We start from the raw sequence: 23,599 nt of genomic DNA, 5'->3' as shown, positions 1-23,599 counted from the left end.
GGTGCGCCCCACTTTACTCCACTTTCCTCCACATGCCTACGACCAATCCTTCGGAAATCAGGGTCTATGCCGACAAGTACGCCGAACAACCCCGGAATTCCGGGGTGGAGGAAGGTGGAGGGTGAGTGGAGGGCGAGTGGGGGACGGACGCGGCGAGCCGGCCGGCGGCGAACGCGGTCAAACGACAGAAGCCCGGATGCTCAGCATCCGGGCTTCTGTCGTGAAGTGTGTGGGGAGGTCAGTGACCGTCCTGGCGGCGATCCCATCGATCGTTCATCCGATCCATGAAGGAGGCCGATTCCTGCCGCTTCGGGGCGGAACGCTCACGGGGCGTAGTCGCGGTGGTGCGTCGCACTGGCGTGACGGCGACCATGACACCGGCGAGCATCGCGGCGAATCCGACGACACCGACGACGATGCCCCAGACGCCACCGAGAATGACTCCGGCGACCAGACCGCCGACACCGGCGAGCAGGAGGAGTGCTCCGTAGACGAGATTTCGGTAGCTCAATGCTCGATCGCCGGACGGCGCGGTCACGACGTCGGCATCGTTGTGGAGGAGATGGCGTTCCATCTCGTCGAGCAGACGCTGCTCCTGTTCGGAGAGTGGCATTTCGTCCCCCTCGGGTATCGTGCCTCCCATTCTACGCGCGCCGAGGCGTCCGGGGCTAGCAGTTCGACGTCCCCTTGCTTTACGTATGCTGGGAGTCGTGCCGTCATCCTCCCCCGTCCCCGACGCCGTCGCCACGCACCTCGCACGCTTCCTCGCGCGGATGCGTGAGGAAGCCTCGGACTACGGCCCTGACGCGGCAGCATTCCTGGACGCCGCCGCCGGCACGCTCGACGGCGGCAAGCGCCTTCGAGCCCGCTTCTGCCATGCGGGGTGGCGTGCCGTCGCGAAGTTCGATGACCGCGACGCGGCGGAGACCGATGCGCTGTGGGACATGTGCACCGCGCTGGAGATCTTCCAGTCGGCCGCGCTCGTCCACGACGATCTGATCGACAACTCCGATACCCGCCGTGGTCGCCCCGCCGCGCATCGTGCGCTCGAGACGTCTCATCGCGCGGCCGGGTGGTCCGGAGATGCAGAGCAGTTCGGCAGGGCATCCGCGATCCTCCTCGGCGACCTGCTCGTCGCATGGAGCGATGACCTTCTGGAATACGCACTCGAGGGCCAGCCGCATGCGCGAGCCGTGCGCGCCGAGTACGCGCGGATGCGAAGGGATGTGACCACCGGCCAGTTCCTGGACATCGCAGAGGAATCGGCCTGGAGCGTGAACGACGGAAGTCTCCACGCCGAGAGGGCGCTGCGCGTGGCATCCCTCAAGTCCGCCAGATACAGCATCGAGCAGCCGCTCGTCCTGGGTGGCGCTTTCGGCGGAGCCCACGAGGACCAGGTCGCCGCACTGCGGCGCTTCGGCCATCCGATCGGCCTGGCATTCCAGCTCCGCGACGACGTGCTCGGCGTGTTCGGCGACGCATCCGTCACCGGCAAGCCGGCGGGCGACGACCTTCGGGAGGGCAAGCGCACGGTGTTGATCGCCCTCACCCGACAGGCTCTCGACGCCTCCGCACGGAATCTCCTGGACGAGATGCTCGGCGACCCCGCTCTGACATCGCCGCAGGTGTCGTCCCTGCAAGCCACGATCACTGCTTCGGGCGCGCTGGACCAGGTCGAGGCGATGATCGCCGACTATGCCCTCGAGGCCGACCGTGCGCTCTCAGGCGCCCGGCTCGACAACGCCGCCGTCGGCGAGTTGCGTGATCTCGCACGCGCGGCCACCGTGCGCGCGTCCTGACGGGCTTCGTCAGGCGAGAGTGCGCGCGAGACGCCGGACCGAGCTCTTGTGCCCGGCCAGCAGGGCGGCGATCGGCGAGCGCCCCAGGCTCTCCTCTTCCGCGAGCAGCCAGTCGATCAGCTCGTCGTCGGTGAAACCGGCGTCCTGCAGGACGATAACTGTTCCGCGCAGAGAACTCAGCGGGTGGCCGTCGACGATGAACACCGAGGGCACGGCGAACGTCCCGTTGCGACGCGACCCCACGAGGTAGTGCTCATCGATCAGACGACGCACTCGGCCGAGGGGCTCGTCGAGCACCTCGACGAGGTCGGGCATCGTCAACCACTCGACATCGGCAGCGGCAGGGGTTCCAGCAACGTTCTCAGACACGTTGCCCACTATCTCACCTCCGCCTGGCCGACGCATATCGACCCATCAGTCACATCCGTCACTTGCGTCACTTCTGTTGACTTCTGTTTACATCCGTGTCAGCGTGAAAAACTCGAAAAGGGGGCAAGCCTTGACAGTCAAGACCGCCACGCGTCGAACGCGATACCTGCCTATCGGAGTGCCTGCGGCGGTGCTCGGAGCCCTGGCGACCACGCTCACGGCGGCACCGGCCCACGCGGCTTCTCCGTCGGATGCTGCCGCCGTCGAGCGTCCACGTCTTCTCCCCGCGCGCGCGGTGCCCACCGAGGCCGCTCCACCCAGCTACGTCGTCCGCCCCGGCGACACCGTCTCCGCCATCGCCACGCGCTTCGGTCTTCGAGCGGTCGATGTCCTGACCTGGAACGGCCTCTCCTGGCGTTCCGTGATCTACCCTGGTCAGACCCTGACGCTGCTGCCTGCGGCCCCGGCAGCGACACCCGCAGCCACGCCCACCGCCGCGCCGGCGCCCCCGGCCTCGGCCACGCATCAGGTCGTCGCCGGCGACACCGTCTACGCCATCGCGCAGCGATACGGCACCACCGTCGACGCCGTCCTGTCGGCGAACGGCCTCACGCGCGCTTCGATCATCCTTCCGGGCCAGAGTCTCGTCGTCGCCGGCACCGCAGCACCGGCAGCCGCGCCGACACCGGCAGCTGTCCCCGCAGTCGCTCCCGCATCCGCCGCGACGCACACCGTCGTGGCCGGAGACACGCTGTTCGGCATCGCGCAGAAGTACGGCACCACGACGCAGACGCTGTACGCCGCGAACGGCCTCGGCCCCTCGTCGATCATCTATCCCGGCCAGACACTCTCTCTGCAGGCGACGCCGGTAGCGGCTCCCGCCCCCACCACCACTTCCGCCTCGGCCGGCGGCCAGCAGACGGCGACGCTCACCGCGGAACAGGCTGCGAACGCTGCGCTCATCATCCGCGTCGGTCGCGAGCTCGGCGTCTCGGACCGGGCGATCGCCATCGCCCTCGCGACGGGGATGGTCGAGTCCGGGCTGCGCAACCTCGACTGGGGCGACCGTGACTCGCTCGGCATCTTCCAGCAGCGCCCCAGCACCGGCTGGGGAACGCCCGCGCAGATCATGGACGCCGAGCGGAGCACACGCGTGTTCTACGGAGGGCAGGCCGACCCCAACGGGCAGGTGACGCGCGGGCTCCTGGACATCCCGGGCTGGGAGGGCATGCCCTTCACCGAGGCGGCCCAGGCGGTGCAGATCTCCGCCTATCCGGACAAGTACGGCCAGTGGGAAACGCAAGCCTATGCCTGGCTCGCTCTGCACGGCTGACGACATCCGGGAAAACCCGAAGGCCCGAGGGGTGAGCCGCTCCCCTGTCTTTCAGGCAGTTCTCCATAGAATTCTGACGTGACGACCAATCAGCAGGCCGACCCCCTCATCGGGCGGCTTGTCGACGGCCGCTACCGGGTGCGTGCCCGCATCGCCCGCGGCGGGATGGCGACCGTGTACGTCGCAACCGACCTCCGCCTGGAGCGGCGCATCGCCCTCAAGGTGATGCACGCGCACCTCAGCGACGACTCCGCCTTCCAGAGCCGGTTCATCCAGGAGGCCAGAGCCGCTGCCCGGCTGGCGGACCCCCACGTCGTGAACGTGTTCGACCAGGGCCAGGACGGCGAGCTCGCCTACCTCGTGATGGAGTATCTGCCCGGCATCACGCTGCGCGAGCTCCTCCGCGAGCAGAAGCGCCTCACGATCCCGCAGACCATCACCATCATGGATGCGATCCTGGCCGGTCTCTCGGCCGCGCATCGTGCCGGGATCGTGCACCGCGACGTGAAGCCCGAGAACGTCCTCCTCGCCGAAGACGGTCGCATCAAGATCGGCGACTTCGGGCTCGCGCGAGCGACCACCGCGAACACCGCGACCGGACAGCAGCTGCTCGGGACGATCGCCTACCTCGCCCCCGAACTCGTCACGCGCGGAACCGCCGACGCCCGCAGCGACATCTACGCCCTCGGCATCATGCTGTACGAGATGCTCGTGGGTGAGCAGCCCTACAAGGGCGAGCAGCCCATGCAGATCGCTTTCCAGCACGCCACGGAATCGGTGCCCCGACCGAGCGTGCGCAACCCCGCCGTGCCGGAGCAGCTCGACGAGCTCGTGCTCTGGGCAACGGAGAAGTCGCCGGACGACCGACCCGACGACGCGCAGCAGATGCTCGAGCGCCTGCGGGAGATCGAACGAGACCTCGGCATCGCCCCGACTGCGGCCAGAGCCACCGCGCCGCAGCACAGCCAAGGCGACTCCGGTGACCTCACCAAGGTGATGCCGGGAACGATGGTCATCGCCGACCCCACGGCTCCGGCACCCGCCGCCCTCGACAACGCGACCCTCCTGCGACGACGAGCGTCCAAACGCCGCGCGCGCGGGGCGTTCCTCCTCACTCTCGTGCTGCTGCTGGCGGTGCTCGCCGGCGGGGTCGGCTGGTGGTTCGGTTCCGGACCCGGCTCTCTCATCGCCGTGCCCGCGGTCGCCGGAGGCACGTACGACGCCGCCGCGGCGACGCTCACGGATGCCGGATTCGTGCCGTCACAGAAGGACGAATTCTCGATCGACATCCCCGCGGGGACCGTCATCGAGACCGATCCGGCGGAGGGCGCGCGACTCGACAAGGGCGCCTCGGTCACGGTGATCGTCTCCGCGGGGCCGGCGACGCACACGCTCGACCCGTTGAACGGCCGCGCCGAGCAGGATGCGCGCGACTACCTCGCCAGCCTCAAGGTCAACGTCACGGACAAATCTCTCCTGCTCTTCTCCGATGCCGACGCCGGCATCGTCATCAACGCGTACGTCACACCGCGGGCCGGCGGGGACTCCTACATCTGCGGGGACGGTTGCGAGGTCTTCGAGGACGACACGGTGGAGCTCTACGTCTCCGCCGGCGACTTCCCCGACGTCGCGGGTATGTCGGTCGGCGAGGCCACCTCCACGCTCACGGACAAGGGCCTCACCGTGACCGCGGACCCGCAGTACACCTTCAGCGACAGCGTCGCCAAGGATGTGGTCATCGGAGTGGCCGATCGTGCGGAAGAAGGCAATTGGCGGCCGGGCGACAGCGTGCAGCTCATCGTCTCCAAAGGCCCGGAGCTGTTCCCCGTGCCGGATGTCTCGGGCAAGACCTTGAACGAAGCAAAGAAGATCCTCTCCGACAAGGGGTTCAAGTCGACCTATGCCGCCTGGGGCGATCTGCCGGGCTTCGCGGAGATGGCCAAGGTCACGGGGCAGGATCCCGGCCCGGACAAGTCGCTCCCCCGTGGAGGCACCGTGAACCTCTCGATTCAGCTCAGCGGCTGAGCGCTCCGTCGGGGAACCTCCGCGAGACGTCATGAGCAAAGAGAAGGCCGCCCTCCCCGTGTTCCGGGAGGGCGGCCTTGTTCGTCTGTGTCTCAGCGCTTATGTCTCAGCGCTTCTCGAGCTCCTCGGCCACCAGGAAGGCGAGCTCCAGCGACTGCATGTGGTTCAGTCGCGGGTCGCACAGGCTCTCGTAGCGCGTGGCCAGCGCGGCCTCGTCGATCTGCTCCGACCCACCGAGGCACTCGGTGACGTCGTCACCGGTGAGCTCGACGTGGATGCCTCCGGGGAAGGTCCCGACCGCACGGTGCGCTTCGAAGAAGCCGCGCACCTCGTCGACGACGTCGTCGAAGCGACGGGTCTTGTATCCGGTCGGCGTGGTGATGCCGTTGCCGTGCATCGGGTCGGTGACCCACAGCGGCTGCGCGCCGGAATCACGGACGGCCTCGAGCAGCGGCGGCAGAGCGTCGCGGATCTTTCCGGCGCCCATGCGGGTGATGAAGGTGAGGCGTCCCGGCTCGCGTTCGGGATCGAGCTTGTCGATCAGCGCGAGCGCGGTGTCGGGCGACGTGGTCGGTCCGAGCTTCACGCCGATGGGGTTGCGGATCTTGGAGAAGTAGTCGACGTGTGCGCCATCGAGCTCGCGCGTGCGCTCTCCGATCCACAGGAAGTGCGCAGAGGTGTTGTACGGCGTGTCCGTGCGCGAGTCGATGCGCGTCATCGGGCGCTCGTAGTCCATGAGCAGACCCTCGTGCCCTGTGAAGAACTCGACGCGCTTGAGCTCATCGAAGTCCGCTCCTGCAGCCTCCATGAACTTGATCGCGCGGTCGATCTCCGCGGCCATGCGCTCGTAGCGCTGGTTGGCGGGGTTCTGCGCGAAGCCCTTGTTCCACGAGTGCACCTCGCGGAGATCGGCGAAACCACCCTGGGTGAACGCGCGGATCAGGTTGAGGGTCGACGCGGCCGTGTGGTAGCCCTGGAGCAACCGGCCGGGGTCGGCGGTGCGGGACCCCTCGGTGAAGTCGTAGCCGTTCACGATGTCACCGCGGTAGGCGGGCAGAGTGACGTCACCGCGGGTCTCGGAGTCGCTCGAGCGCGGTTTCGCGAACTGACCCGCCATGCGCCCCATCTTGACGATGGGCATCGAGGCGCCGTACGTGAGCACGACAGCCATCTGCAGCACCGTCTTGATGCGGTTGCGGATCTGTTCGGCGGTCGCCCCGGCGAAGGTCTCGGCGCAGTCACCACCCTGGAGGAGGAACGCCTGGCCGGACGCCGCACGGGCGAGCCTGTCGCGCAGGTTGTCGACCTCGCCGGCGAAGACCAGCGGCGGAAGGGTCGCGATCTGCTGGGAGACGTCGGCGACGCGGTCCGCGTCGGGCCACTGCGGCTGCTGCTTGATGGGAAGCGAGCGCCATGCATCAAGGGCTTCGATGTGGTGCGGGAGCATGCGTTCCAGCCTAGTGGTCGCGGGTACCACCCAGATCCGCGTGAGGCCTATGTGACGCGCGTGGGGAGCCGGTCCTTGACCGTCGACGCGTAGACGTCTTCGTACTTCTGCTCGCCGAGCCGCTGCAGGGCCACCATGATCTCGTCGGTGACCGAACGCAGGATGTAGCGATCGTTCTCCATGCCCGCGTAGCGCGAGAAGTCGAGGGGCTCCCCGATCACGATTCCGACGCGCACGATGCGGGGCAGCCTCCTGCCGATCGGCATCGCCGTATCGGTGTCGACCATGATCACCGGCACCACCGGGACCTTCGCCTCGAGCGCCATCCTGGCGATGCCGGTCCGACCCCGATACAGCTTTCCGTCGGGGCTTCTGGTGCCCTCGGGGTAGATGCCGAGCAGGTCGCCTCCGCCGAGCACCTGGAGTCCGGTGTTCAGCGAGGCCTCGGAAGCCTTGCCACCCGATCGATCGATGGGGATCTGTCCCGTCGCCTTCATGAAGAACTTCGTGGCCCAGCCTTTGAGGCCGCGGCCCGTGAAGTAGTCGCTCTTCGCGAGGAAGGACATCGACCGGTCGATCACCAGAGGAAGGAAGATGGAGTCGGCGAAGGAGAGGTGATTGCTCGCGAGGATCGCCGCACCGTTCGCGGGCACGTTGTTGCGCCCGACGATCCAGGGGCGGAACACCGCCTTGACCACGGGGCCGATCACCACGTACTTCATCAGCCAGTAGAACATCGTGGTGAAGTCTAGCGCCGCGCCCGGCGTCCGTGGAGTCGACTCGTTGCTCCGACCATCCACGCGACCCAGTTCCACCTGAGGCGCGACTGGGTTCCATGCCCTAGACTCGGAGGCAAGTCCGTGCCCGACCGGTACCGAAGGAGCTGCCGTGGTCCAGTTTGAAGTCCCCGCGATCGTCCCCGCCGATCCCGACGCGAACGTCGCCGACCTGCTGGTGAAGCGCGTCGAAGCCACTCCGGATCGTGCGCTGTTCTCGGTTCCGGAGGGAGAGGGGTGGCGAGACATCTCGGCCGCCGACTTCCAGACGGCCGTGACCGCCCTCGCGAAGGGCTTCGTCGCCGCCGGCATCCAGCCCGGCGAGAAGGTCGGATTCCTGGCGCGCACGACCTACGAATGGACACTCGTCGACTTCGCGCTGTTCTACGCCGGCGCCGTGATGGTGCCGATCTACGAGACCAGCTCGCCCTCTCAGATCCAGTGGATCCTCGAGGACTCCGGTGCCATCGCGCTCATCGTGGAGTCGCCTGAGCACTTCGCCCGCGTCGACGAGGTCCGTGGCGACCTCCCGCTGATCCGCGAGGTGTGGCAGCTGCACCTGGGCGCCATCGACACCCTGACCGCCCAGGGCGCCTCCGTGGCCGATGCCGAGATCGAACGCCGGCGCTCCCTTGCGGTCGGATCCGACATCGCCACGCTCATCTACACCTCCGGCTCCACGGGGCGCCCGAAGGGGTGCGTGCTCACGCACAGCAATTTCGTCGAGCTCTCCCGGAACTCCGCCAAGGCTCTGGACGAGGTCGTCCAGACACCGGGAGCCTCCACCCTCCTCTTCATCACGACTGCCCATGTGTTCGCACGGTTCATCTCGATCCTCGACGTCCATGCGGGAGTGCGCACGGGTCACCAGCCCGATACGCGCCAGCTTCTTCCGGCGCTCGGCTCGTTCAAACCGACGTTCCTCCTCGCTGTCCCCCGCGTGTTCGAGAAGGTGTACAACTCGGCGGAGCAGAAGGCCGAAGCCGGTGGCAAGGGCAAGATCTTCCGTGCCGCCGCCGACGTCGCCATCGAGCACTCCAAGCTGCTCGAAGCGGGCAAGCCGATCCCGTTCGGGATGAAGCTCAAGTTCGCCCTGTTCAACAAGCTCGTCTACAGCAAGCTCCGCGAGGCCATGGGCGGCAATGTCGTCTACGCCGTCTCGGGCTCCGCGCCCCTCGGCTCGCGGCTCGGCCATTTCTTCCACAGCCTCGGTGTGGTGATCCTCGAGGGCTACGGCCTGACGGAGACGACCGCGCCCGCCACGGTGAATCTGGCGGACAAGTCGAAGATCGGGACGGTCGGCCCCGCCCTCCCCGGCGTCGGCGTCCGCCTCGCCGACGACGGCGAGATCGAGGTGCGCGGCATCAACGTGTTCAAGGAGTACTGGAACAACCCCGAGGCGACGGCCGAGGCCTTCAGCGAGGGCGGCTGGTTCCACACCGGCGACATCGGCAGCTTCGACTCCGAGGGCTTCCTGACGATCACCGGGCGCAAGAAGGAGATCATCGTCACGGCCGGCGGCAAGAACGTCGCTCCGGCCGCACTCGAGGACCCGATCCGCGCGAATCCGATCATCGGTCAGGTCGTGGTCGTCGGTGACCAGCGTCCGTTCATCTCGGCGCTCGTCACGCTCGATCCCGAGATGCTTCCGACCTGGCTCGCCAACAACGGCCTCGAGGCCACCATGTCGCTCGTGGACGCGTCCAAGAACGCGGCCGTCCGGGCCGAAGTGCAGCGCGCGGTCGATGCCGCCAATGCACGCGTCTCGCGAGCCGAGTCGATCCGGAAGTTCACGATCCTCGACTCCGAGTGGACGGAGGCCTCGGGGCACCTGACCCCGAAGCTCTCGATCAAGCGGAACATCATCATGAACGACTTCGCCGACGAGATCGCCGCGATCTACGACGAGCCCGTCGCGACCACGAATGTCCCGATCGGCGGCTGACCCGATCCCCCCGATGAAGAAGGGCCCCGCACGCGCGGGGCCCTTCTTCATCAGTCCGGCGTCAGAACCAGGAGCTCTCCCGCACTTCGCGCATGGCGACCTTGCGGGTCTCCGGGTCGAGCCGGGTCAGGAAGAGCTTGCCGTCGAGGTGGTCGGTCTCGTGCTGCAGCGCCTGAGCGAGCAGGCCGTCCCCCTCGAGCACTACGGGGTCGCCGTCGAGATCGATCCCCTCGACGCGCGCCCAGGGATGGCGCTGCGCGTCGTGCCAGAGTCCCGGGACTGAGAGACAGCCCTCCCCCGTCGGCTCCGGCTCACCGCGCACCTCGGTGAGCACCGGGTTGAGCACATAGCCGATGTCGCCGTCGATGTTGTAGCTGAAGGCGCGCAGAGCGACGCCGATCTGCGGCGCCGCGACTCCCGCGCGCCCCGGCAGCTCGACGGTGTCGACGAGGTCGGCCACGAGTGCCCGGACCCCGTCGTCGATCACCTCGATCGGGGCGCAGACCGTACGCAGGACGGGGTCGCCGAAGATGCGGATCTCACGGACGGCCATCAGGCGGCCCTGGCCCGCAGGCCCTCGACCAGCAATGCCGCGAGTTCTCGGGCGGCGATGCGGGTCTCGGGCAGAAGGTTGGCGAACACGATCGTGCCACCCCCGGCGATCTGCGGGTCGTAGGGGACCCGCACGACACTCCGTGCACGTGTGGCGAAGTGCGCCTGCAACTCGTTCAGCCGCACGAGGGGCGTCCCGGGCGTGGACTGGTTGAGGACCACGATCGCCTCGCGCGCCTGCTCGGCATACCCGTTGGTCTCGAGCCACGTGAGGGTCTCGGATGCGAGGCGCGCCTCGTCGACGCTCAGCCCCGAGACGATGACGACCTGGTCGGCGAGATCGAGAGTTGCCGACATCACCGAGTGGACGATCCCTGTTCCCGTATCGGTGAGGACGAGCGAGTAGTAGTGCGCCGCCACGCCGGCCACGTCACGGTAGTCGCTGTCGCTGAAGGCCTCGGCGATGCGCGGGTCGGCATCGGAGGCGAGGACGTCGAGGCGTGTCGCGTCGCGCGCCACGATGGCGGAGATGTCGTGGTATCCCTTGACGTCATCGTGGATGCGGACGAGGTCGCGCACGGACTTGCGGTGATGCGGACGCACGATGCGCTCGGCGAGTGTTCCGCGATCCGGGTTGGCGTCGACGGCGATCACGCGATCTTCCCGAGCGTCGGCCAACGCCATGCCCAGCAGCGCCGTGATCGTGGTCTTGCCCACCCCGCCCTTGCGGGAGAGTACGGGCACGAAGCGCGCTCCCCCCGCGAGCGGTGCGGCGATCCGCGCGGAGAGGGCCTTGCGCTCCCGCGCACGACGGCCGTCGCCGATGTTGATGCGACGACCGGAGACGGCGTAGAGGAAGTGGCTCCATGCCCCCTCGGGCTCCGGCTTCGCGATCCGGTGCGGGTCGAGCAACCGGTCGGCGGTGAGCAGATCGGCGGACTCGCGCGAGGACTCGCCCAGATCGTCCAGGCGCTTCGAGGTGAGCGTCACGTCCGTGCGGGCCGCCGGGCGAGCCGGTTTCGCCACGACGGGCCTCTCTTCTGGGGTGGACACGGTGGTGGTCTCCTTCTCGGCGGACGCCCGCACGGCGGATGCCGGTGCAGGAGGAGTCGTCTCGATCTCGGATCGAGCCTGGGAGAGGAACCGGGCGGCCGCGGCTTCCTCTGCAGCCCGCCCCTCGGCGGAATCCAGATCGTCGGTGACCGGCTCAGAGTCCGGCTCATCGATGACGACCGCATCGACGACGACCGCATCGACGACGACATCGTCGACGGGGATCACCGGATCGAGTGCGGTCACCTCGATCACGATCCGTTCCGTGCCGGGTGCCTCATCGATGACGGGTGCCTCATCGATGACGGGCGCCTCGTCGATGACGGGCGTCTCGTCGATCACGCCCGTGACGACGGGAGGTTCCACGGTCGACCCGACTGTGGGCTCGACGTTCGAGGAGGCCGCCGGCTCCTCCGCCGGTTCGACGACGGGGGCCGATCCGGAGACCGGCGCGGATGCGGCGGCGTTCGCCGATGGGGTCACAGGACGGGTCTGCGATTTCGGCAGCGTCTTCGTCTTCCCCTTCGTCCCGGGCTTCGGGACCTGCTCCACGGCAGGCACCTGATCGATCACGAGGTCGCCGATGACCTCGCCGTCGACGACGCCGTCGTCGGCGAGGTCATCCTCCTCGTTTCGGGGAAGGGTCACGCTGACCTGAGCGGTCCCGCCGAGGATGCCGATGCCGGCCGTGTCGAGAGACGCGGCTTCGTCGAGCACCCCCAGCGAGTTCTCCTCGGGGTCGGTGGTGTTCTTCGGTGTCACGATGTCGCTCCAAGCCTGCGCGAGCCTCGGGTGCGCACGCATGCGCGGCCCTCGCCCGCACAAGATTAGTGCGCCGGACGGATCACGACCAAAAGATCTCCGGCATCCACCTGCTGCGTCTCAGCGATCGCGTGGCGCTCGACCACGCCGTCGACGGGGGCGGTGATGGCCGCCTCCATCTTCATCGCCTCGATGGAGGCGACGGGTTCGCCGGCCCGGACGACGGCTCCGACCTCTGCCTTCAGAGTGACGACGCCGGAGAACGGAGCCGCCACCTGACCGGGGACGGAGGTATCGGCCTTCTCGACCTCGATCGCATCGACCTTGATGGAGCGGTCCCGGACGAACACCGGGCGGAGCTGTCCGTTCAGCGTCGTCATCACGGTGCGCATGCCCTTGTCGTCCGCGTCGCCGATGGCTTCGAGCCCGACGTACAGCCGCACCCCGCGATCGATCTCGATCTGGTGCTCCTGGCCGGCGACGAGGCCGTACAGGTAGTCGCTCGTGTCGAGCACCGACAGGTCGCCGAACAGCTCGCGACGCTCCGCGAACTCCGCACTGGGCGCAGGGAACAGCAGCGTGTTGAGTCGCGTCCGCCGTTCGGCGCTGGTCCCGCCGAGAGCCGCCTCGTCGTCTGCGGTGATCGCGGTGAGACCCGTACGCACGGAGCGCCCGGCGAGGACCTTGGTGCGGAACGGCTCCGGCCATCCTCCGGGAAGATCGCCGAGCTCGCCGGCCATGAAGCCCACGACCGAATCGGGGACGTCGTACTTCTCGGGATGGGCTTCGAAGTCGGCAGGGTCCGCCTTCACCGCCGCGAGGTGGAGGGCGAGATCGCCGACGACCTTCGACGACGGCGTCACCTTGGGCACACGGCCGAGGATACGGTCGGCCGCGGCGTACATGTCCTCGATGAGCTCGAAGTCGTCGGCGAGGCCGAGCGCCTTGGCCTGCTGCCGGAGGTTCGACAGCTGTCCGCCCGGGATCTCGTGGTGGTACACACGGCCTGTGGGACCGGGAAGCCCGGACTCGAAGGGCGCATATTGGCGACGCACCGCCTCCCAGTACGGCTCGAGGTCGGAGACGGCGTCGAGCGAGATGCCGCTGTCGCGTTCGGTATGGGCGAGGGCCGCGACCAGCGACGACAAGGACGGCTGACTCGTGGTTCCGGACAGCGGCGCCGATGCGGCGTCCACCGCATCCACGCCGGCGGCGCTGGCGGCGAGAAGCGTCGCGAGCTGACCGCCGGGGGTGTCATGCGTGTGCAGATGGACCGGCAGATCGAAGCGCTCGCGCAGCGCCGTGACGAGTGCGGCAGCGGCGGCGGGACGCAGCAGACCCGCCATGTCCTTGATCGCGATGATGTGCGCGCCGGCCTCGACGATCTGGTCCGCAAGGCCCAGGTAGTAGTCGAGGGTGTAGAGGTCCTCCGCGGGGTCGAGCAGGTCGCCGGTGTAGCAGAGCGCGACCTCGGCGATCGCGGTCCCGGTGTTGCGGACGGCCTCGATCGCCGGACGCATCTGCTCCACGTCGTTGAGTGCGTCGAAGATGCGGAAGATGTCGACGCCGCTGGCGGCGGCCTCCGCGACGAATGCCTCGGTCACCGCCGTCGGGTACGGCGTGTAGCCGACGGTGTTCCTCCCACGAAGGAGCATCTGGATCGCCACGTTGGGCAGAGCGGCACGGAGCTTGTCGAGGCGCTCCCACGGGTCTTCGCCCAGGAAGCGCAGCGCGACGTCGTAGGTCGCACCGCCCCATGCCTCGACCGAGAGGAGTCCAGGAGTGAGCCGCGCGAGATACGGTGCGGCAGCGACGAGATCCTTCGTGCGCACACGCGTCGCCAGAAGCGACTGGTGCGCGTCGCGGAACGTCGTATCGGTGATCGCCAGCGCCGTCTGCGCACGAAGGCTGCGGGCGAAGCCCTCCGGCCCCAGCTCGAGGAGCTTCTGACGCGAACCCGGCACCGGCTCCGAGGTCAGATCGATCGACGGAAGCTTGGTGACGGCGTCGACCACACCGGGGTGCACGCCGTGGGGCTTGTTCACCGTGACGTCGACCAGCCAGTTGAGGAGCTTCGTGCCGCGGTCCTTGGAGACGCGACCGCGAAGCAGCTCGGGCCGCTCGTCGATGAACGACGTGCTGACGTCGCCGGCGATGAACGCGTCGTCCTCCAGGAGCGCCTGGAGGAAGGGGATGTTGGTCGAGACACCGCGGATGCGGAACTCGGCGAGGGCACGACGGGCGCGGGCGACGGCTGCCGGGAAATCACGCCCGCGGCACGTGAGCTTCGCCAGCATGGAATCGAAGTGGGGGCTGATCTGTGCGCCCTGATGGACCGTGCCGCCGTCGAGACGGATCCCGGCGCCCCCGGGAGAGCGGTAGGTCGTGATCTTGCCGGTATCGGGGCGGAAGCCCTGCGTCGGGTCCTCCGTCGTGATCCGGCACTGCAGTGCGGCACCGCGCAGATGCAGGTTCTCCTGCTGCAGTCCCAGTTCGGCGAGGGTCTGGCCCGAGGCGATGCGCATCTGGCTCTGCACGAGGTCGACGTCGGTCACCTCTTCGGTGACCGTGTGCTCGACCTGGATGCGCGGATTCATCTCGATGAAGACGACCTCGCCGGTGCGCTCCCCCGCGGTCTCGAGCAGGAACTCGACCGTCCCGGCGTTCTCGTACCCGATGGAGCGGGCGAAGGCGACGGCGTACCCGTGCAGAGCGGTGCGCACGCTGTCGTCGAGGTTCGGCGCCGGTGCGATCTCGACGACCTTCTGATGGCGCCGCTGCACCGAGCAGTCACGTTCGAACAGGTGCACGGTCTCGCCGGTCTTGTCGGCGAGGATCTGCACCTCGATGTGGCGCGGGCGCACGACCGCCTGCTCGAGGAACATCCTGGCGTCACCGAAGGCGCTCTCGGCCTCTCGCATCGCTTCGGCCAGAGCGGGAGCGAGGTCCCCGGCCGTCTCGACACGACGCATCCCGCGGCCTCCGCCACCGGCCACGGCCTTGGCGAACAACGGGAATCCGATCTCCTCCGCCTGGGCGACCAGCGCCTCGACGTCATCGGATGCCTCGGTGGAGCGGAGGACCGGGACACCGGCTTCGATCGCATGGCGTTTCGCCTCGACCTTGTTGCCGGCCATCTCGAGCACGTTCGATGGCGGGCCGATGAACACGATGCCGTTCGCCGCCGCCTTCTCGGCGAGCTCCGGGTTCTCGGAGAGGAAGCCGTATCCGGGGTAGATCGCGTCCGCCCCCGACTCGAGTGCGACGCGGATGATCTCGTCGACATTCAGGTACGCGCGCACCGGATGCCCGCGCTCACCGATCTCGTAGGCTTCATCGGCCTTGAGCCGATGGACGGAGCCGCGGTCCTCATGCGGGAACACCGCGACGGTGCGCGCTCCCACTTCGACAGCCGCACGGAAGGCACGGATCGCGATCTCGCCGCGGTTCGCCACAAGGATCTTCTGGAACATGCACACCTCTGGGAGCTCGATGCGCAGCGTTTTCGATGCGCATGGGGCGGGGCTGAGTGTTCCCCCAGCCTAGGGGAAGGTAACGTGGTCTCCGTGCACGTACTCAGCGTCAGCTCTCTCAAGGGAGGCGTCGGCAAGACGACCGTGACACTCGGGCTGGCCTCAGCGGCTTTCGCCCGAGGCGTCCGGACTCTCGTCGTCGACCTCGACCCGCAGTCCGACGTCTCCACCGGGATGGACATCCAGGTGGCCGGACGACTCAACATCGCCGACGTCCTGGCGAACCCGAAGGAGAAGGTCGTCCGCCAGGCGATCACCTCCAGCGGCTGGGCGAAGGTGCACCCGGGCACGATCGACGTGCTCATCGGCAGCCCCTCCGCGATCAACTTCGACGGCCCGCACCCGAGTGTGCGCGACGTGTGGAAGCTCGAAGAGGCCCTCGCCTCCGTCGAAGCCGACTACGACCTCGTGCTCGTCGACTGCGCGCCGTCCCTGAACGCGCTGACCCGCACGGCGTGGGCTGCGAGCGACCGTGTCATGGTCGTCACCGAACCCGGCCTCTTCTCCGTCGCCGCAGCCGACCGCGCCCTCCGCGCGATCGAGGAGATCCGGCGCGGACTCTCGCCCCGACTCCAGCCGCTCGGCATCGTGGTGAACCGCGTGCGCCCCCAGTCCATCGAGCACCAGTTCCGCATCAAGGAGCTGCGCGACATGTTCGGGCCGCTCGTGCTCTCCCCTCAGCTGCCCGAGCGCACGTCTCTGCAGCAGGCTCAGGGTGCCGCCAAGCCGCTGCACATCTGGCCCGGAGACTCCGCCCAGGAGCTCGCCGCCGACTTCGACCAGTTGCTCGACCGCATCATCCGCACCGGTCGCATCCCCGTCCCCGAGAGCGGTCAGCAGAGCTGACCCTCCCGACGCGCACAGCGAAACGGCCGCCCTCTTCGAGGACGGCCGTTTTCTGTATGACGTGAGACGTCAGGCGGAACGCTTGGTGCGACGCGCGGACAGCTCGTCGACAGGGTCCGGAGCGGTGGCATCGAAGGCGACGAGCGTCGACTCCACCTCGCGGAGCACCTTGCCGACGGCGATTCCGAAGACACCCTGACCGCGGCTGACGAGGTCGATGACCTCGTCGTTCGATGTGCAGAGGTAGACCGAGGCGCCGTCGCTCATGAGCGTGGTGCCTGCGAGATCGCGGATGCCGGCGCGACGGAGTTCCTCGACGGCGGTGCGGATCTGCTGCAGCGAGATGCCGGTGTCGAGAAGACTCTTCACGAGCTTGAGGACGAGGATGTCGCGGAAGCCGTAGAGACGCTGCGAACCCGAGCCGCTCGCGCCTCGGACGGTGGGCTCCACCAGCTCGGTGCGAGCCCAGTAGTCCAACTGACGATAGGTGATGCCGGCGGCACGAGCAGCGACCGCACCACGGTAGCCGACCTCGTCATCCATGGCCGGAAGGCCGTCGGTGAAGAGGAGTTCGGGTACGAACCGCGGGTCGCCTGTGAGCTCATCCGCATTCATCTGAAATCCTCCCTGGAACGGTTATCTTCCACGGTAGAGCAGTGCCTGGGCACCGGCAATCACATCCGTGCCGCGGCGAAGGTGTGTCGCAATCAGTTCGTTACGAAAGCACGCGCGAGAGCGCATCCTTGACGAAGAGCGAGCGCACTTCGTCGATGCGCGTGGCGAGCTCGGGAGCGAGCTCGCTGGCTTTCGCTCGGGAGGCCGCATCGGTCCGGCGGAGCAGCGCGGACATGGCGGATTCGATGAGGGCGACCTCGCGCTCGGCGCCCTGACGCAGCGAACGAAGGTGCCGCGGCTCGATGCCGTGGCGGTCCAGGCCGACGAGACCGCGAAGCAGCGTCACCGTCGCCTCGGGGTAGCTCTCCTGAGCGGTGATGACGCCGGTGCTGATGGCGTCGTTGAGGAGCTGCGGGCCTGCTCCGGCCGCGGCGAGGAGCTCGTCGCGGCGGTACCGGCGGGGCGCCGGGGTGATCGACGGCGGGGGCACGAGAGCAGTCGCGTCTCCCCCGGCGTCGACGTCGTCGAGCTGTTCGCGGATGACGCTCAGAGGAAGGTAGTGATCACGCTGCAGCGTGAGTCCGAGCCGGAGGCGCTCGATGTCGGACGCCGAGAACTTGCGATAGCCGGAGTCGGTGCGAGAGGGGGTGACGATGCCCTGCACCTCGAGGAAGCGCAGCTTGCTGGAGGTCAGGTCGGGGAACTCCGGGGTGAGCCTTGCGAGCACCTGACCGATACTCAACAGACCCGCGGACGCAGAGCGTTCGCGGGCAGGAGAGGCCGCCATCAGGCGTTCGCCGCCGGGCGGTCGTGCGGAGAAGCGAAGAAGTTCAGACGGAACTTGCCGACGCGGAGTTCGGAACCGTCCACCAGGGTGCTGCGATCGACACGCTCGCCATTGACGTAGGTCCCGTTGAGCGAACGCTGGTCGATGATCTCGAACGTGGACCCCGTGCGCGTGATCTCCGCATGCCGGCGCGAGACCGTCACGTCGTCGAAGAAGATGTCGGCCTCGGGGTGACGGCCGACGGTCGTCACGTCGGTGTCGAGGAGGTACCGGGCTCCGGCGAGAGCGCCGGAGCGGACCAGCAGAAGCGCCGATCCCGCAGGCAGCGCGGCGATCGCCGACTGCTCGACGTCGGTGAGTTCCACTCCGAACGGCACGAACGACAGATCGGAATCGTGCCCGAACGTCTGCGTAACGTCGTGTCTCTGCTCACCGGAACGGTGGATCGCGGCTTCTCCGGCCGGTCGGCTGTCGCTGTCAGTCACTGTGCCCTCCTGGTTGTCCAGACTAACGGATGCCGGGCCGGTCGCGGGAGGCCGCTTCCACACTCAGCCGCCCCATACCGAGGATTCATAGGCTGTACTCGTGAAGACCAAAGCTCTGAGCCGCTCGGCCGCCCCGATCGCCCTCGCCGCGACCCTGCTCGCCGCCTTTCTCGTGCTCCTCTCCCCTCTCTCCGCCTCTGCGCACGACGCACTCGTGTCGTCGTCGCCGGCGGCAGACGAGTCGGTCGAGGTCGTTCCCGCCGCGTTGACGCTCACCTTCAACGCGAAGCTGATCGGCGGCGAAGGCGCCACCGAGGTCGTCGTGACCGATCCGTCCGGCGCCTCCATCACCGATGGTCCGGCGACCGTCGACGGCGCGATCGTCACGCAGCCCTTGACGGGCTCGGGGCCGGCCGGCGCCTACCACGTGATCTGGAAGGTCGTCTCCAGCGACGGGCACCCCACGTCGGGCGAGTACTCCTTCACCGTCACCGTCGGCGACGAAAGCGCCGCGACGACCGAACCCAGCGCCGCGCCGACCACGACGCCGCCGACGGCCGAGCAGACGGCAGCCCCCGCCCCCACGGCCACGACCGTGACGGAATCCGGCGATTCTGCCGACGGGTCCGCCTGGATCTGGGTGGTCGTGATCGTCGCCGTGCTCGTCGTCGCCGGCGTGGTCGTCTGGATCGTCATGAGCCGCCGCGGCGGAGGCCCCCGGACCGATTCCGACCCCTCCTCCGAGCGATAGGCTTAAGGCATGCCACACTACGACGTCGTCATCCTTGGTGCAGGTCCTGGCGGATACGTCGCTGCGGTTCGCAGCGCGCAGCTCGGTCTCTCCACCGCGATCATCGAGGAGAAGTACTGGGGCGGTGTCTGCCTCAACGTCGGCTGCATCCCCTCCAAGGCACTCCTGAAGAACGCGGAACTCGCCCACACCCTGAATCACAAGGCTGATTTCTTCGGAATCTCCGGTGAGTTCACGATCGACTTCGGCAAGGCCTTCGATCGCAGCCGCGAGGTGGCCGAAGGCCGCGTCAAGGGCATCCACTTCCTCATGAAGAAGAACAAGGTGACCGAGTACAACGGTCGCGGCACCTTCACCGGCCCCAAGGCGATCTCGGTCGCCAAGGCCGACGGCACGACCGAAGAGGTCACCTTCGACAACGTCATCATCGCCACCGGCTCCAAGGTCCGCCTGCTCCCGGGCGTCACGCTCAGCGAGAACGTGGTGACCTACGAAGAGCAGATCATGACCCGTGAGCTGCCCGAGTCGATCGTCATCGTCGGCGCCGGCGCCATCGGCATGGAGTTCGCGTACGTCCTGACGAACTACGGCGTCAAGGTCACGATCATCGAGTTCCTCGACCGTGCGCTCCCCAACGAGGACGCCGACGTGTCGAAGGAGATCACGAAGCAGTACAAGAACTACGGCGTCGACATCCTCACCTCGACCAAGGTCGAGTCGGTCGTCGACAACGGCTCCTCGGTCACCGTCACCTACACCGGCAAGGACGGCCAGCAGAGCTCGATCGAAGCCGGCAAGGTCCTCATGTCGGTCGGCTTCGCCCCGAACGTCGAGGGCTTCGGGCTCGAGAACACCGGCGTGAAGCTGACCGAGCGCGGCGCGATCGACATCGATGACCACATGCGCACCAACGTCGACGGCATCTACGCGATCGGCGATGTGACGGCCAAGCTGCAGCTCGCCCACGTGGCGGAGGCGCAGGGCGTCGTCGCCGCCGAGACCATCGGCGGAGCCGAGACCCAGACGCTCGGCGACTACCGCATGATGCCGCGCGCGACGTTCTGCTCCCCGCAGGTCGCGTCGTTCGGTCTCACGGAGCAGCAGGCCAAGGATGAGGGGCGCGAGATCAAGGTCGCGACCTTCCCGTTCATGGCGAACGGCAAGGCACACGGCCTGGGCGAGCCGGTCGGCTTCGTCAAGCTGATCGCCGATGCCGAGCACCTCGAGCTCATCGGCGCCCACATGATCGGCCCCGACGTCTCCGAGCTCCTCCCCGAGCTGACGCTGGCCCAGAAGTGGGACCTGACGGCTCTCGAGCTGGCCCGCAACGTGCACACCCACCCGACGCTGTCGGAGGCGCTGCAGGAGGGCTTCCACGGCCTCGCCGGTCACATGATCAACTTCTGATCGAGACTCCTCACGAAGGCCCGGTCCGCCGACAGCGGATCGGGCCTTCGTGCGTCTCCGGAGCCGTCAGAGGCCGCGCATCGTGAGGAGGCCGGTCGTCCATCCGCGCAGTGGTGCCGATCCGAGCCCCTGCATCAGCACCTCCCGTCCACGCACGACCGTCCGGGGAGCGGGAGCGCCCATCGACATGTAGAACGCCGAGCGGCGCTGCGCCCGGGAGGCCGATCTGCGCGCGTGCCGCTCGTACCCCGACAGGTCGGGCGTCCGACTCGGCAGCGTCCTGACGAGGGCGGTGGCGAGACGAACGGCATCCATCCACCCGAGGTTCATCCCCTGCCCGCCGATCGGACTGATCTCGTGCGCGGCATCGCCGAGGAGCACCAGCCGCCCGCGCTGCAGTCGCTTCGCCGCGTGCTGCGCGGCGACGAATGACGTCGGCATCGCGTCCGCCGCGGGGGCGACGGCGATTCCCGTGCGCGTCTCGATGGTCGCGCAGAATTCCTCGATACTGCGCAGACCTCCACCCTCCGCTTCCCGCACCACCCACCGGCGCTGTCCACCGGGAAGTGGGAACGACTCGACGAGTCCCTCCGGTTCGCAGTGCAGCACGGCGCGCGCGTCGGGTGTCGCATCGGCGAGGTCGACCATCGCATAGGAGGCCCGTCCGAGGCGGCGGCGCCACCCGGCGTCGATCCGGTCACGGAGTCGGCTGCGCACGCCGTCCGCGACGACCACCACGGAAGCCGACAGCTCGTGCGGTCCGTCGGGGGAAACGCATGCGATCTGCACGGCATCCGCGTTCTGCCGTACGCCCCGCACGTCGTGTCCGAGAAGCAGCGACTCGGGGGAGAGCGACTGCAGGCGTGCGCGCAACAGTGCGCCGGTCCGCGGCTGCGGGAGGATGAGGATCGGGTGATCCTGCCCGAACGTCAGAGTCGCCAGAGTCCGGCGGCGACTGCGCACCTCGCCGCCGTCGAGGCGCAGCGCCTCCGCCCGCACCGCGTCACCGATGCCCGCGGTATCCAGAGCCTCCAGCCCCGGACGGTGGATCCCGATCGCCCTGGTCCGCTCATCCGCATCCGTACGGCGCTCGCACACAGCGACATGCCTCCCCTCCTGCACCAGCAGACACGCCAGCAGCAGCCCGACGGGCCCCGCTCCCACGATCAGGACGTCATGGTCGGGCACGGTCTCCCTCCCACCGCAGTTCCAGACGAGCGGGCACACCCCCGCTGACGATCCAGCCACTCGGGGCGATCGCTGCGAGCTCGGAGACCGTGTACGAACGGCGGATGCTGATGAGGCCGTCCTCGCGGATGAACGAGTCCGCGAGCAGAGTTCCGGAGACCGGCCACGTCGCCGCGGCGAACAGCGCATGAGCCGTGCGGCTGCGGGCGATGTCGTGATGGGATACCAAGCCGTCCGGAGCCGCGAGCTGCACGGAGTCGCTGAGCACGGTCCGGAGTTCGGCGTCGTCGAGATGGTGCAGCACGTGGTTCGACAGCACCACGTCGTAGGTCTCGCCCGCCGCCACCAGCTCGGTCGTGAGGGCGCGGCGATACCGGATGCCGGCGCCGCGATCGTGCGCCGATGCCCAGCGGATCGCCCGCTCGTCGACGTCGAGAGCGGTGATCTCGGCGTCGAGCCCCTCATGACGCAATCGCCGGGCGAGCAGACGGCAGAGGTCGCCCCCGCCCGCCCCCACGTCGAGGATCCGCAACGACCGGCGCAGAGCCCGAGGCCGGATGTCACGACGGTAGAAGGTTCCCGGGCGGGAGACCAGAGCGTTCACGAACCCGAACCGCCCGTAGGTCCGGGCCAGCTTGCGCGCATCGGCGTGCGGATCGTCCATCAGCTCGCGGGCGCCGACGTCCCGCGTGGCGAGGGACCGCCTCATGACTCGGTCGAGGCGACGACGGTCATCAGCGCGCTCTCGGCGGTGAGCCCCGGGCCGAACGCCATCGCAGAGACCCGGTCCCCTGCCCTCGCCCCCTCCTCCTCCAGGATGTGTTTGAGGACGAACAGCACGGTCGCGCTGGACATGTTTCCGTTCTGCCGCAGCACCTCCCTGGCCGGGTGCAGCTGCGCGTCACTGAGGTGCAACCGCTCCTGCACCTTGTCGAGGATGCTGCGCCCACCGGGGTGGATCGCCCAGTGCTCGACCACCTCCCCCACGCTGCCGGCCTCGAAGGCCTCGCCGAGACTCTCTTCCGCGGCATAGAGCGGACGGAGGGCGCCGATGATCGTCTCGCCGATGATCTGCGGAACCGCGGTGGAGAGGATCATCTCGAATCCGGTGTCGCCGATCGTCCAGGCCATGTCCTTCTCGCCCTCCGGCGCTATCGCGGTGTGGAAGCGGTCAAGGCGCAGCCCGGTCGAAGGAGAGGGAAGGTCGCGGGCCGTGACGATTCCGGCAGCCGCACCATCGGCGAACAGGGACGAGGCGACGATCGTGTCGGGGTCCTCCGAGGAGCGCAGATGCAGCGTGCACAGCTCCACGCTCACGACCAGGACGACCGCGTTCTCGTCCGCCGCGCAGAACTGACTCGCTGCGCGGAGCGCCGGCATGGACGCATAGCAGCCCATGAAGCCGAGGTGGAAACGCTGCACCGCATCGGACAGCCCGAGGGCGCGGACGATCTCGTACTCCGGGCCGGGGGCATGGAATCCGGTGCAGGAGACCGTGATGACATGCGTCACATCGGCGGGCCCGAGATCGGGGTCGGAACCGATCGCTCGCCTCGCAGCCTCGACGAACAGCCGCGTGGCCTCACGCGTGTAGAGGTCGTTGCGTACTTTGGTGCCGGGGGCAAGCAGCCTCCCGGTTCGCCGGTCGAAGAAGACGGGATCGGTCGTGTCGGATGCGAGCGACAGCTCATCGATCACCGTGTGCCTGGCGTCGATCCCTGAGACGTTGAAGGACGTCGTGACGATGCGCTGCGCCAGCCTCCCGAGGTCGGGCTGCTGCGCGAAGACATCACGCACCTGCTCCTGGACGAGAACGGTGTCGGGGACGATCGTCTGCAGCGATCGAAGCACAGGCGGTCGGCTCATGGTGTCACTCAAGCACTGCGCACCGTCTCGGGGGAAGGGGTTGCGCGCGACCGCGGCCTG

Annotated in this window: 20 protein-coding genes; 7 read left to right on the top strand and 13 right to left on the bottom strand. The window is 68.2% G+C overall.

Translation table 11 applies throughout. The features are described 5' to 3' along the window. Window positions 1-238: 238 nt before the first annotated feature. Complete coding sequence (locus MST3598_RS06730; RefSeq protein ID WP_029258357.1) at window positions 239-613, bottom strand: DUF3040 domain-containing protein; 375 nt, start codon at window positions 611-613, stop codon at window positions 239-241. A gap of 97 nt (window positions 614-710) precedes the next feature. Between MST3598_RS06730 and MST3598_RS06725 the strand changes: the two genes are divergently transcribed. Beyond that, window positions 711-1,799 (top strand): polyprenyl synthetase family protein, encoded by a 1,089-nt coding sequence (locus MST3598_RS06725; protein ID WP_029258358.1) that lies wholly within the window; start codon window positions 711-713, stop codon window positions 1,797-1,799. Window positions 1,800-1,808: 9 nt separating this feature from the next. Here the strand turns inward: MST3598_RS06725 and MST3598_RS06720 are convergent, their stop codons facing one another. Continuing rightward, window positions 1,809-2,177, bottom strand: a complete 369-nt coding sequence (locus tag MST3598_RS06720; RefSeq protein ID WP_021199327.1) for an Rv2175c family DNA-binding protein — start codon at window positions 2,175-2,177, stop codon at window positions 1,809-1,811. A gap of 121 nt (window positions 2,178-2,298) precedes the next feature. Between MST3598_RS06720 and MST3598_RS06715 the strand changes: the two genes are divergently transcribed. Both MST3598_RS06715 and pknB read left to right on the top strand, forming a co-directional pair. After that, window positions 2,299-3,501, top strand: coding sequence for a muramidase family protein (locus tag MST3598_RS06715; protein ID WP_172889135.1), 1,203 nt, complete (start codon window positions 2,299-2,301; stop codon window positions 3,499-3,501). A 78-nt stretch (window positions 3,502-3,579) separates the two neighbouring features. After that, window positions 3,580-5,526: a Stk1 family PASTA domain-containing Ser/Thr kinase gene (pknB, locus tag MST3598_RS06710; protein ID WP_029258361.1), complete on the top strand. Its 1,947-nt coding sequence runs from the start codon at window positions 3,580-3,582 to the stop codon at window positions 5,524-5,526. Window positions 5,527-5,632: 106 nt separating this feature from the next. Here pknB and MST3598_RS06705 read toward each other — a convergent pair whose 3' ends face one another. Together MST3598_RS06705 and MST3598_RS06700 are read right to left on the bottom strand one after the other, a co-directional pair. After that, window positions 5,633-6,973, bottom strand: coding sequence for a class II 3-deoxy-7-phosphoheptulonate synthase (locus MST3598_RS06705; RefSeq protein ID WP_017830214.1), 1,341 nt, complete (start codon window positions 6,971-6,973; stop codon window positions 5,633-5,635). 47 nt (window positions 6,974-7,020) lie between these two features. Continuing rightward, the gene (locus MST3598_RS06700) at window positions 7,021-7,710 is read right to left on the bottom strand and encodes a lysophospholipid acyltransferase family protein (protein WP_021199324.1); all 690 of its coding nucleotides are present in this window, start codon (window positions 7,708-7,710) and stop codon (window positions 7,021-7,023) included. A gap of 151 nt (window positions 7,711-7,861) precedes the next feature. Here MST3598_RS06700 and MST3598_RS06695 point away from each other — a divergent pair, with 151 nt between their 5' ends. Beyond that, a complete protein-coding gene (locus tag MST3598_RS06695; protein ID WP_021199323.1) occupies window positions 7,862-9,694 on the top strand; it encodes an AMP-dependent synthetase/ligase in 1,833 nt (610 codons plus the stop codon). A gap of 61 nt (window positions 9,695-9,755) precedes the next feature. On the opposite strand, the gene def is transcribed toward MST3598_RS06695, so the two are convergent. From def to MST3598_RS06680, 3 genes are all read right to left on the bottom strand, one after another. Next, window positions 9,756-10,247 carry a peptide deformylase gene (gene def, locus MST3598_RS06690; RefSeq protein WP_029258363.1) on the bottom strand — a complete coding sequence of 164 codons (492 nt, stop codon included), beginning with the start codon at window positions 10,245-10,247 and terminating at the stop codon, window positions 9,756-9,758. Next, window positions 10,247-12,061, bottom strand: a complete 1,815-nt coding sequence (locus MST3598_RS06685; protein WP_029258364.1) for a MinD/ParA family ATP-binding protein — start codon at window positions 12,059-12,061, stop codon at window positions 10,247-10,249. The genes def and MST3598_RS06685 overlap by 1 nt, the downstream gene beginning before the upstream one ends. Window positions 12,062-12,126: 65 nt before the next feature. Continuing rightward, window positions 12,127-15,534: a pyruvate carboxylase gene (locus MST3598_RS06680; RefSeq protein ID WP_029258365.1), complete on the bottom strand. Its 3,408-nt coding sequence runs from the start codon at window positions 15,532-15,534 to the stop codon at window positions 12,127-12,129. Between the two features lie 93 nt (window positions 15,535-15,627). Between MST3598_RS06680 and MST3598_RS06675 the strand changes: the two genes are divergently transcribed. Continuing rightward, the gene (locus MST3598_RS06675) at window positions 15,628-16,440 is read left to right on the top strand and encodes a ParA family protein (protein ID WP_029258366.1); all 813 of its coding nucleotides are present in this window, start codon (window positions 15,628-15,630) and stop codon (window positions 16,438-16,440) included. Between the two features lie 69 nt (window positions 16,441-16,509). Here MST3598_RS06675 and MST3598_RS06670 read toward each other — a convergent pair whose 3' ends face one another. The 3 genes from MST3598_RS06670 to MST3598_RS06660 form a co-directional block, all read right to left on the bottom strand. Continuing rightward, on the bottom strand, window positions 16,510-17,055 hold the full coding sequence (locus MST3598_RS06670; protein ID WP_021199318.1) for a MerR family transcriptional regulator: 546 nt from the start codon (window positions 17,053-17,055) through the stop codon (window positions 16,510-16,512). A 100-nt stretch (window positions 17,056-17,155) separates the two neighbouring features. Beyond that, a complete protein-coding gene (ftsR, locus tag MST3598_RS06665) occupies window positions 17,156-17,842 on the bottom strand; it encodes a transcriptional regulator FtsR (protein ID WP_021199317.1) in 687 nt (228 codons plus the stop codon). Continuing rightward, on the bottom strand, window positions 17,842-18,327 hold the full coding sequence (locus MST3598_RS06660) for an FHA domain-containing protein (protein ID WP_029258367.1): 486 nt from the start codon (window positions 18,325-18,327) through the stop codon (window positions 17,842-17,844). The genes ftsR and MST3598_RS06660 overlap by 1 nt, the downstream gene beginning before the upstream one ends. Window positions 18,328-18,427: 100 nt before the next feature. On the opposite strand from MST3598_RS06660, the gene MST3598_RS06655 reads away from it, so the two are divergent. Both MST3598_RS06655 and lpdA read left to right on the top strand, forming a co-directional pair. Next, window positions 18,428-19,078: a copper resistance CopC family protein gene (locus MST3598_RS06655; protein ID WP_029258368.1), complete on the top strand. Its 651-nt coding sequence runs from the start codon at window positions 18,428-18,430 to the stop codon at window positions 19,076-19,078. A gap of 9 nt (window positions 19,079-19,087) precedes the next feature. Then, complete coding sequence (lpdA, locus tag MST3598_RS06650) at window positions 19,088-20,485, top strand: dihydrolipoyl dehydrogenase (protein ID WP_029258369.1); 1,398 nt, start codon at window positions 19,088-19,090, stop codon at window positions 20,483-20,485. A gap of 66 nt (window positions 20,486-20,551) precedes the next feature. On the opposite strand, the gene MST3598_RS06645 is transcribed toward lpdA, so the two are convergent. From MST3598_RS06645 to MST3598_RS06635, 3 genes are read right to left on the bottom strand one after another with little or no spacing between them, the layout of a single operon-like run. Next, a complete protein-coding gene (locus MST3598_RS06645; RefSeq protein WP_051670924.1) occupies window positions 20,552-21,673 on the bottom strand; it encodes an FAD-dependent oxidoreductase in 1,122 nt (373 codons plus the stop codon). Continuing rightward, entirely contained in the window at window positions 21,660-22,382 is a 723-nt protein-coding gene (locus MST3598_RS06640) for a methyltransferase domain-containing protein (RefSeq protein WP_029258371.1), read from the bottom strand. Before MST3598_RS06640 ends, MST3598_RS06645 begins: the two co-directional genes overlap by 14 nt. Then, the gene (locus MST3598_RS06635; RefSeq protein ID WP_029258372.1) at window positions 22,379-23,539 is read right to left on the bottom strand and encodes a type III polyketide synthase; all 1,161 of its coding nucleotides are present in this window, start codon (window positions 23,537-23,539) and stop codon (window positions 22,379-22,381) included. Before MST3598_RS06635 ends, MST3598_RS06640 begins: the two co-directional genes overlap by 4 nt. Window positions 23,540-23,599 lie beyond the last annotated feature (60 nt).

The organism is Microbacterium sp. TPU 3598 (assembly GCF_002356155.1).
Lineage (GTDB): Bacteria > Actinomycetota > Actinomycetes > Actinomycetales > Microbacteriaceae > Microbacterium > Microbacterium maritypicum_A.
Note: the sequence above shows the minus strand (reverse complement) of the source record. Positions and strands in the feature narration are given on the sequence as shown.

What these genes read in the sequence shown, in the direction of transcription:
- MST3598_RS06730 (WP_029258357.1), bottom strand. Translation starts at nt 613, where the DNA reads ATGCCACTCTCCGAACAGGAGCAGCGTCTGCTCGACGAGATGGAACGC.
- MST3598_RS06705 (WP_017830214.1), bottom strand. Translation starts at nt 6,973, where the DNA reads ATGCTCCCGCACCACATCGAAGCCCTTGATGCATGGCGCTCGCTTCCC.
- MST3598_RS06700 (WP_021199324.1), bottom strand. Translation starts at nt 7,710, where the DNA reads ATGTTCTACTGGCTGATGAAGTACGTGGTGATCGGCCCCGTGGTCAAG.
- def (WP_029258363.1), bottom strand. Translation starts at nt 10,247, where the DNA reads ATGGCCGTCCGTGAGATCCGCATCTTCGGCGACCCCGTCCTGCGTACG.
- MST3598_RS06680 (WP_029258365.1), bottom strand. Translation starts at nt 15,534, where the DNA reads ATGTTCCAGAAGATCCTTGTGGCGAACCGCGGCGAGATCGCGATCCGT.
- MST3598_RS06670 (WP_021199318.1), bottom strand. Translation starts at nt 17,055, where the DNA reads ATGAATGCGGATGAGCTCACAGGCGACCCGCGGTTCGTACCCGAACTC.
- ftsR (WP_021199317.1), bottom strand. Translation starts at nt 17,842, where the DNA reads ATGGCGGCCTCTCCTGCCCGCGAACGCTCTGCGTCCGCGGGTCTGTTG.
- lpdA (WP_029258369.1), top strand. Translation starts at nt 19,088, where the DNA reads ATGCCACACTACGACGTCGTCATCCTTGGTGCAGGTCCTGGCGGATAC.
- MST3598_RS06640 (WP_029258371.1), bottom strand. Translation starts at nt 22,382, where the DNA reads ATGAGGCGGTCCCTCGCCACGCGGGACGTCGGCGCCCGCGAGCTGATG.
- MST3598_RS06635 (WP_029258372.1), bottom strand. Translation starts at nt 23,539, where the DNA reads ATGAGCCGACCGCCTGTGCTTCGATCGCTGCAGACGATCGTCCCCGAC.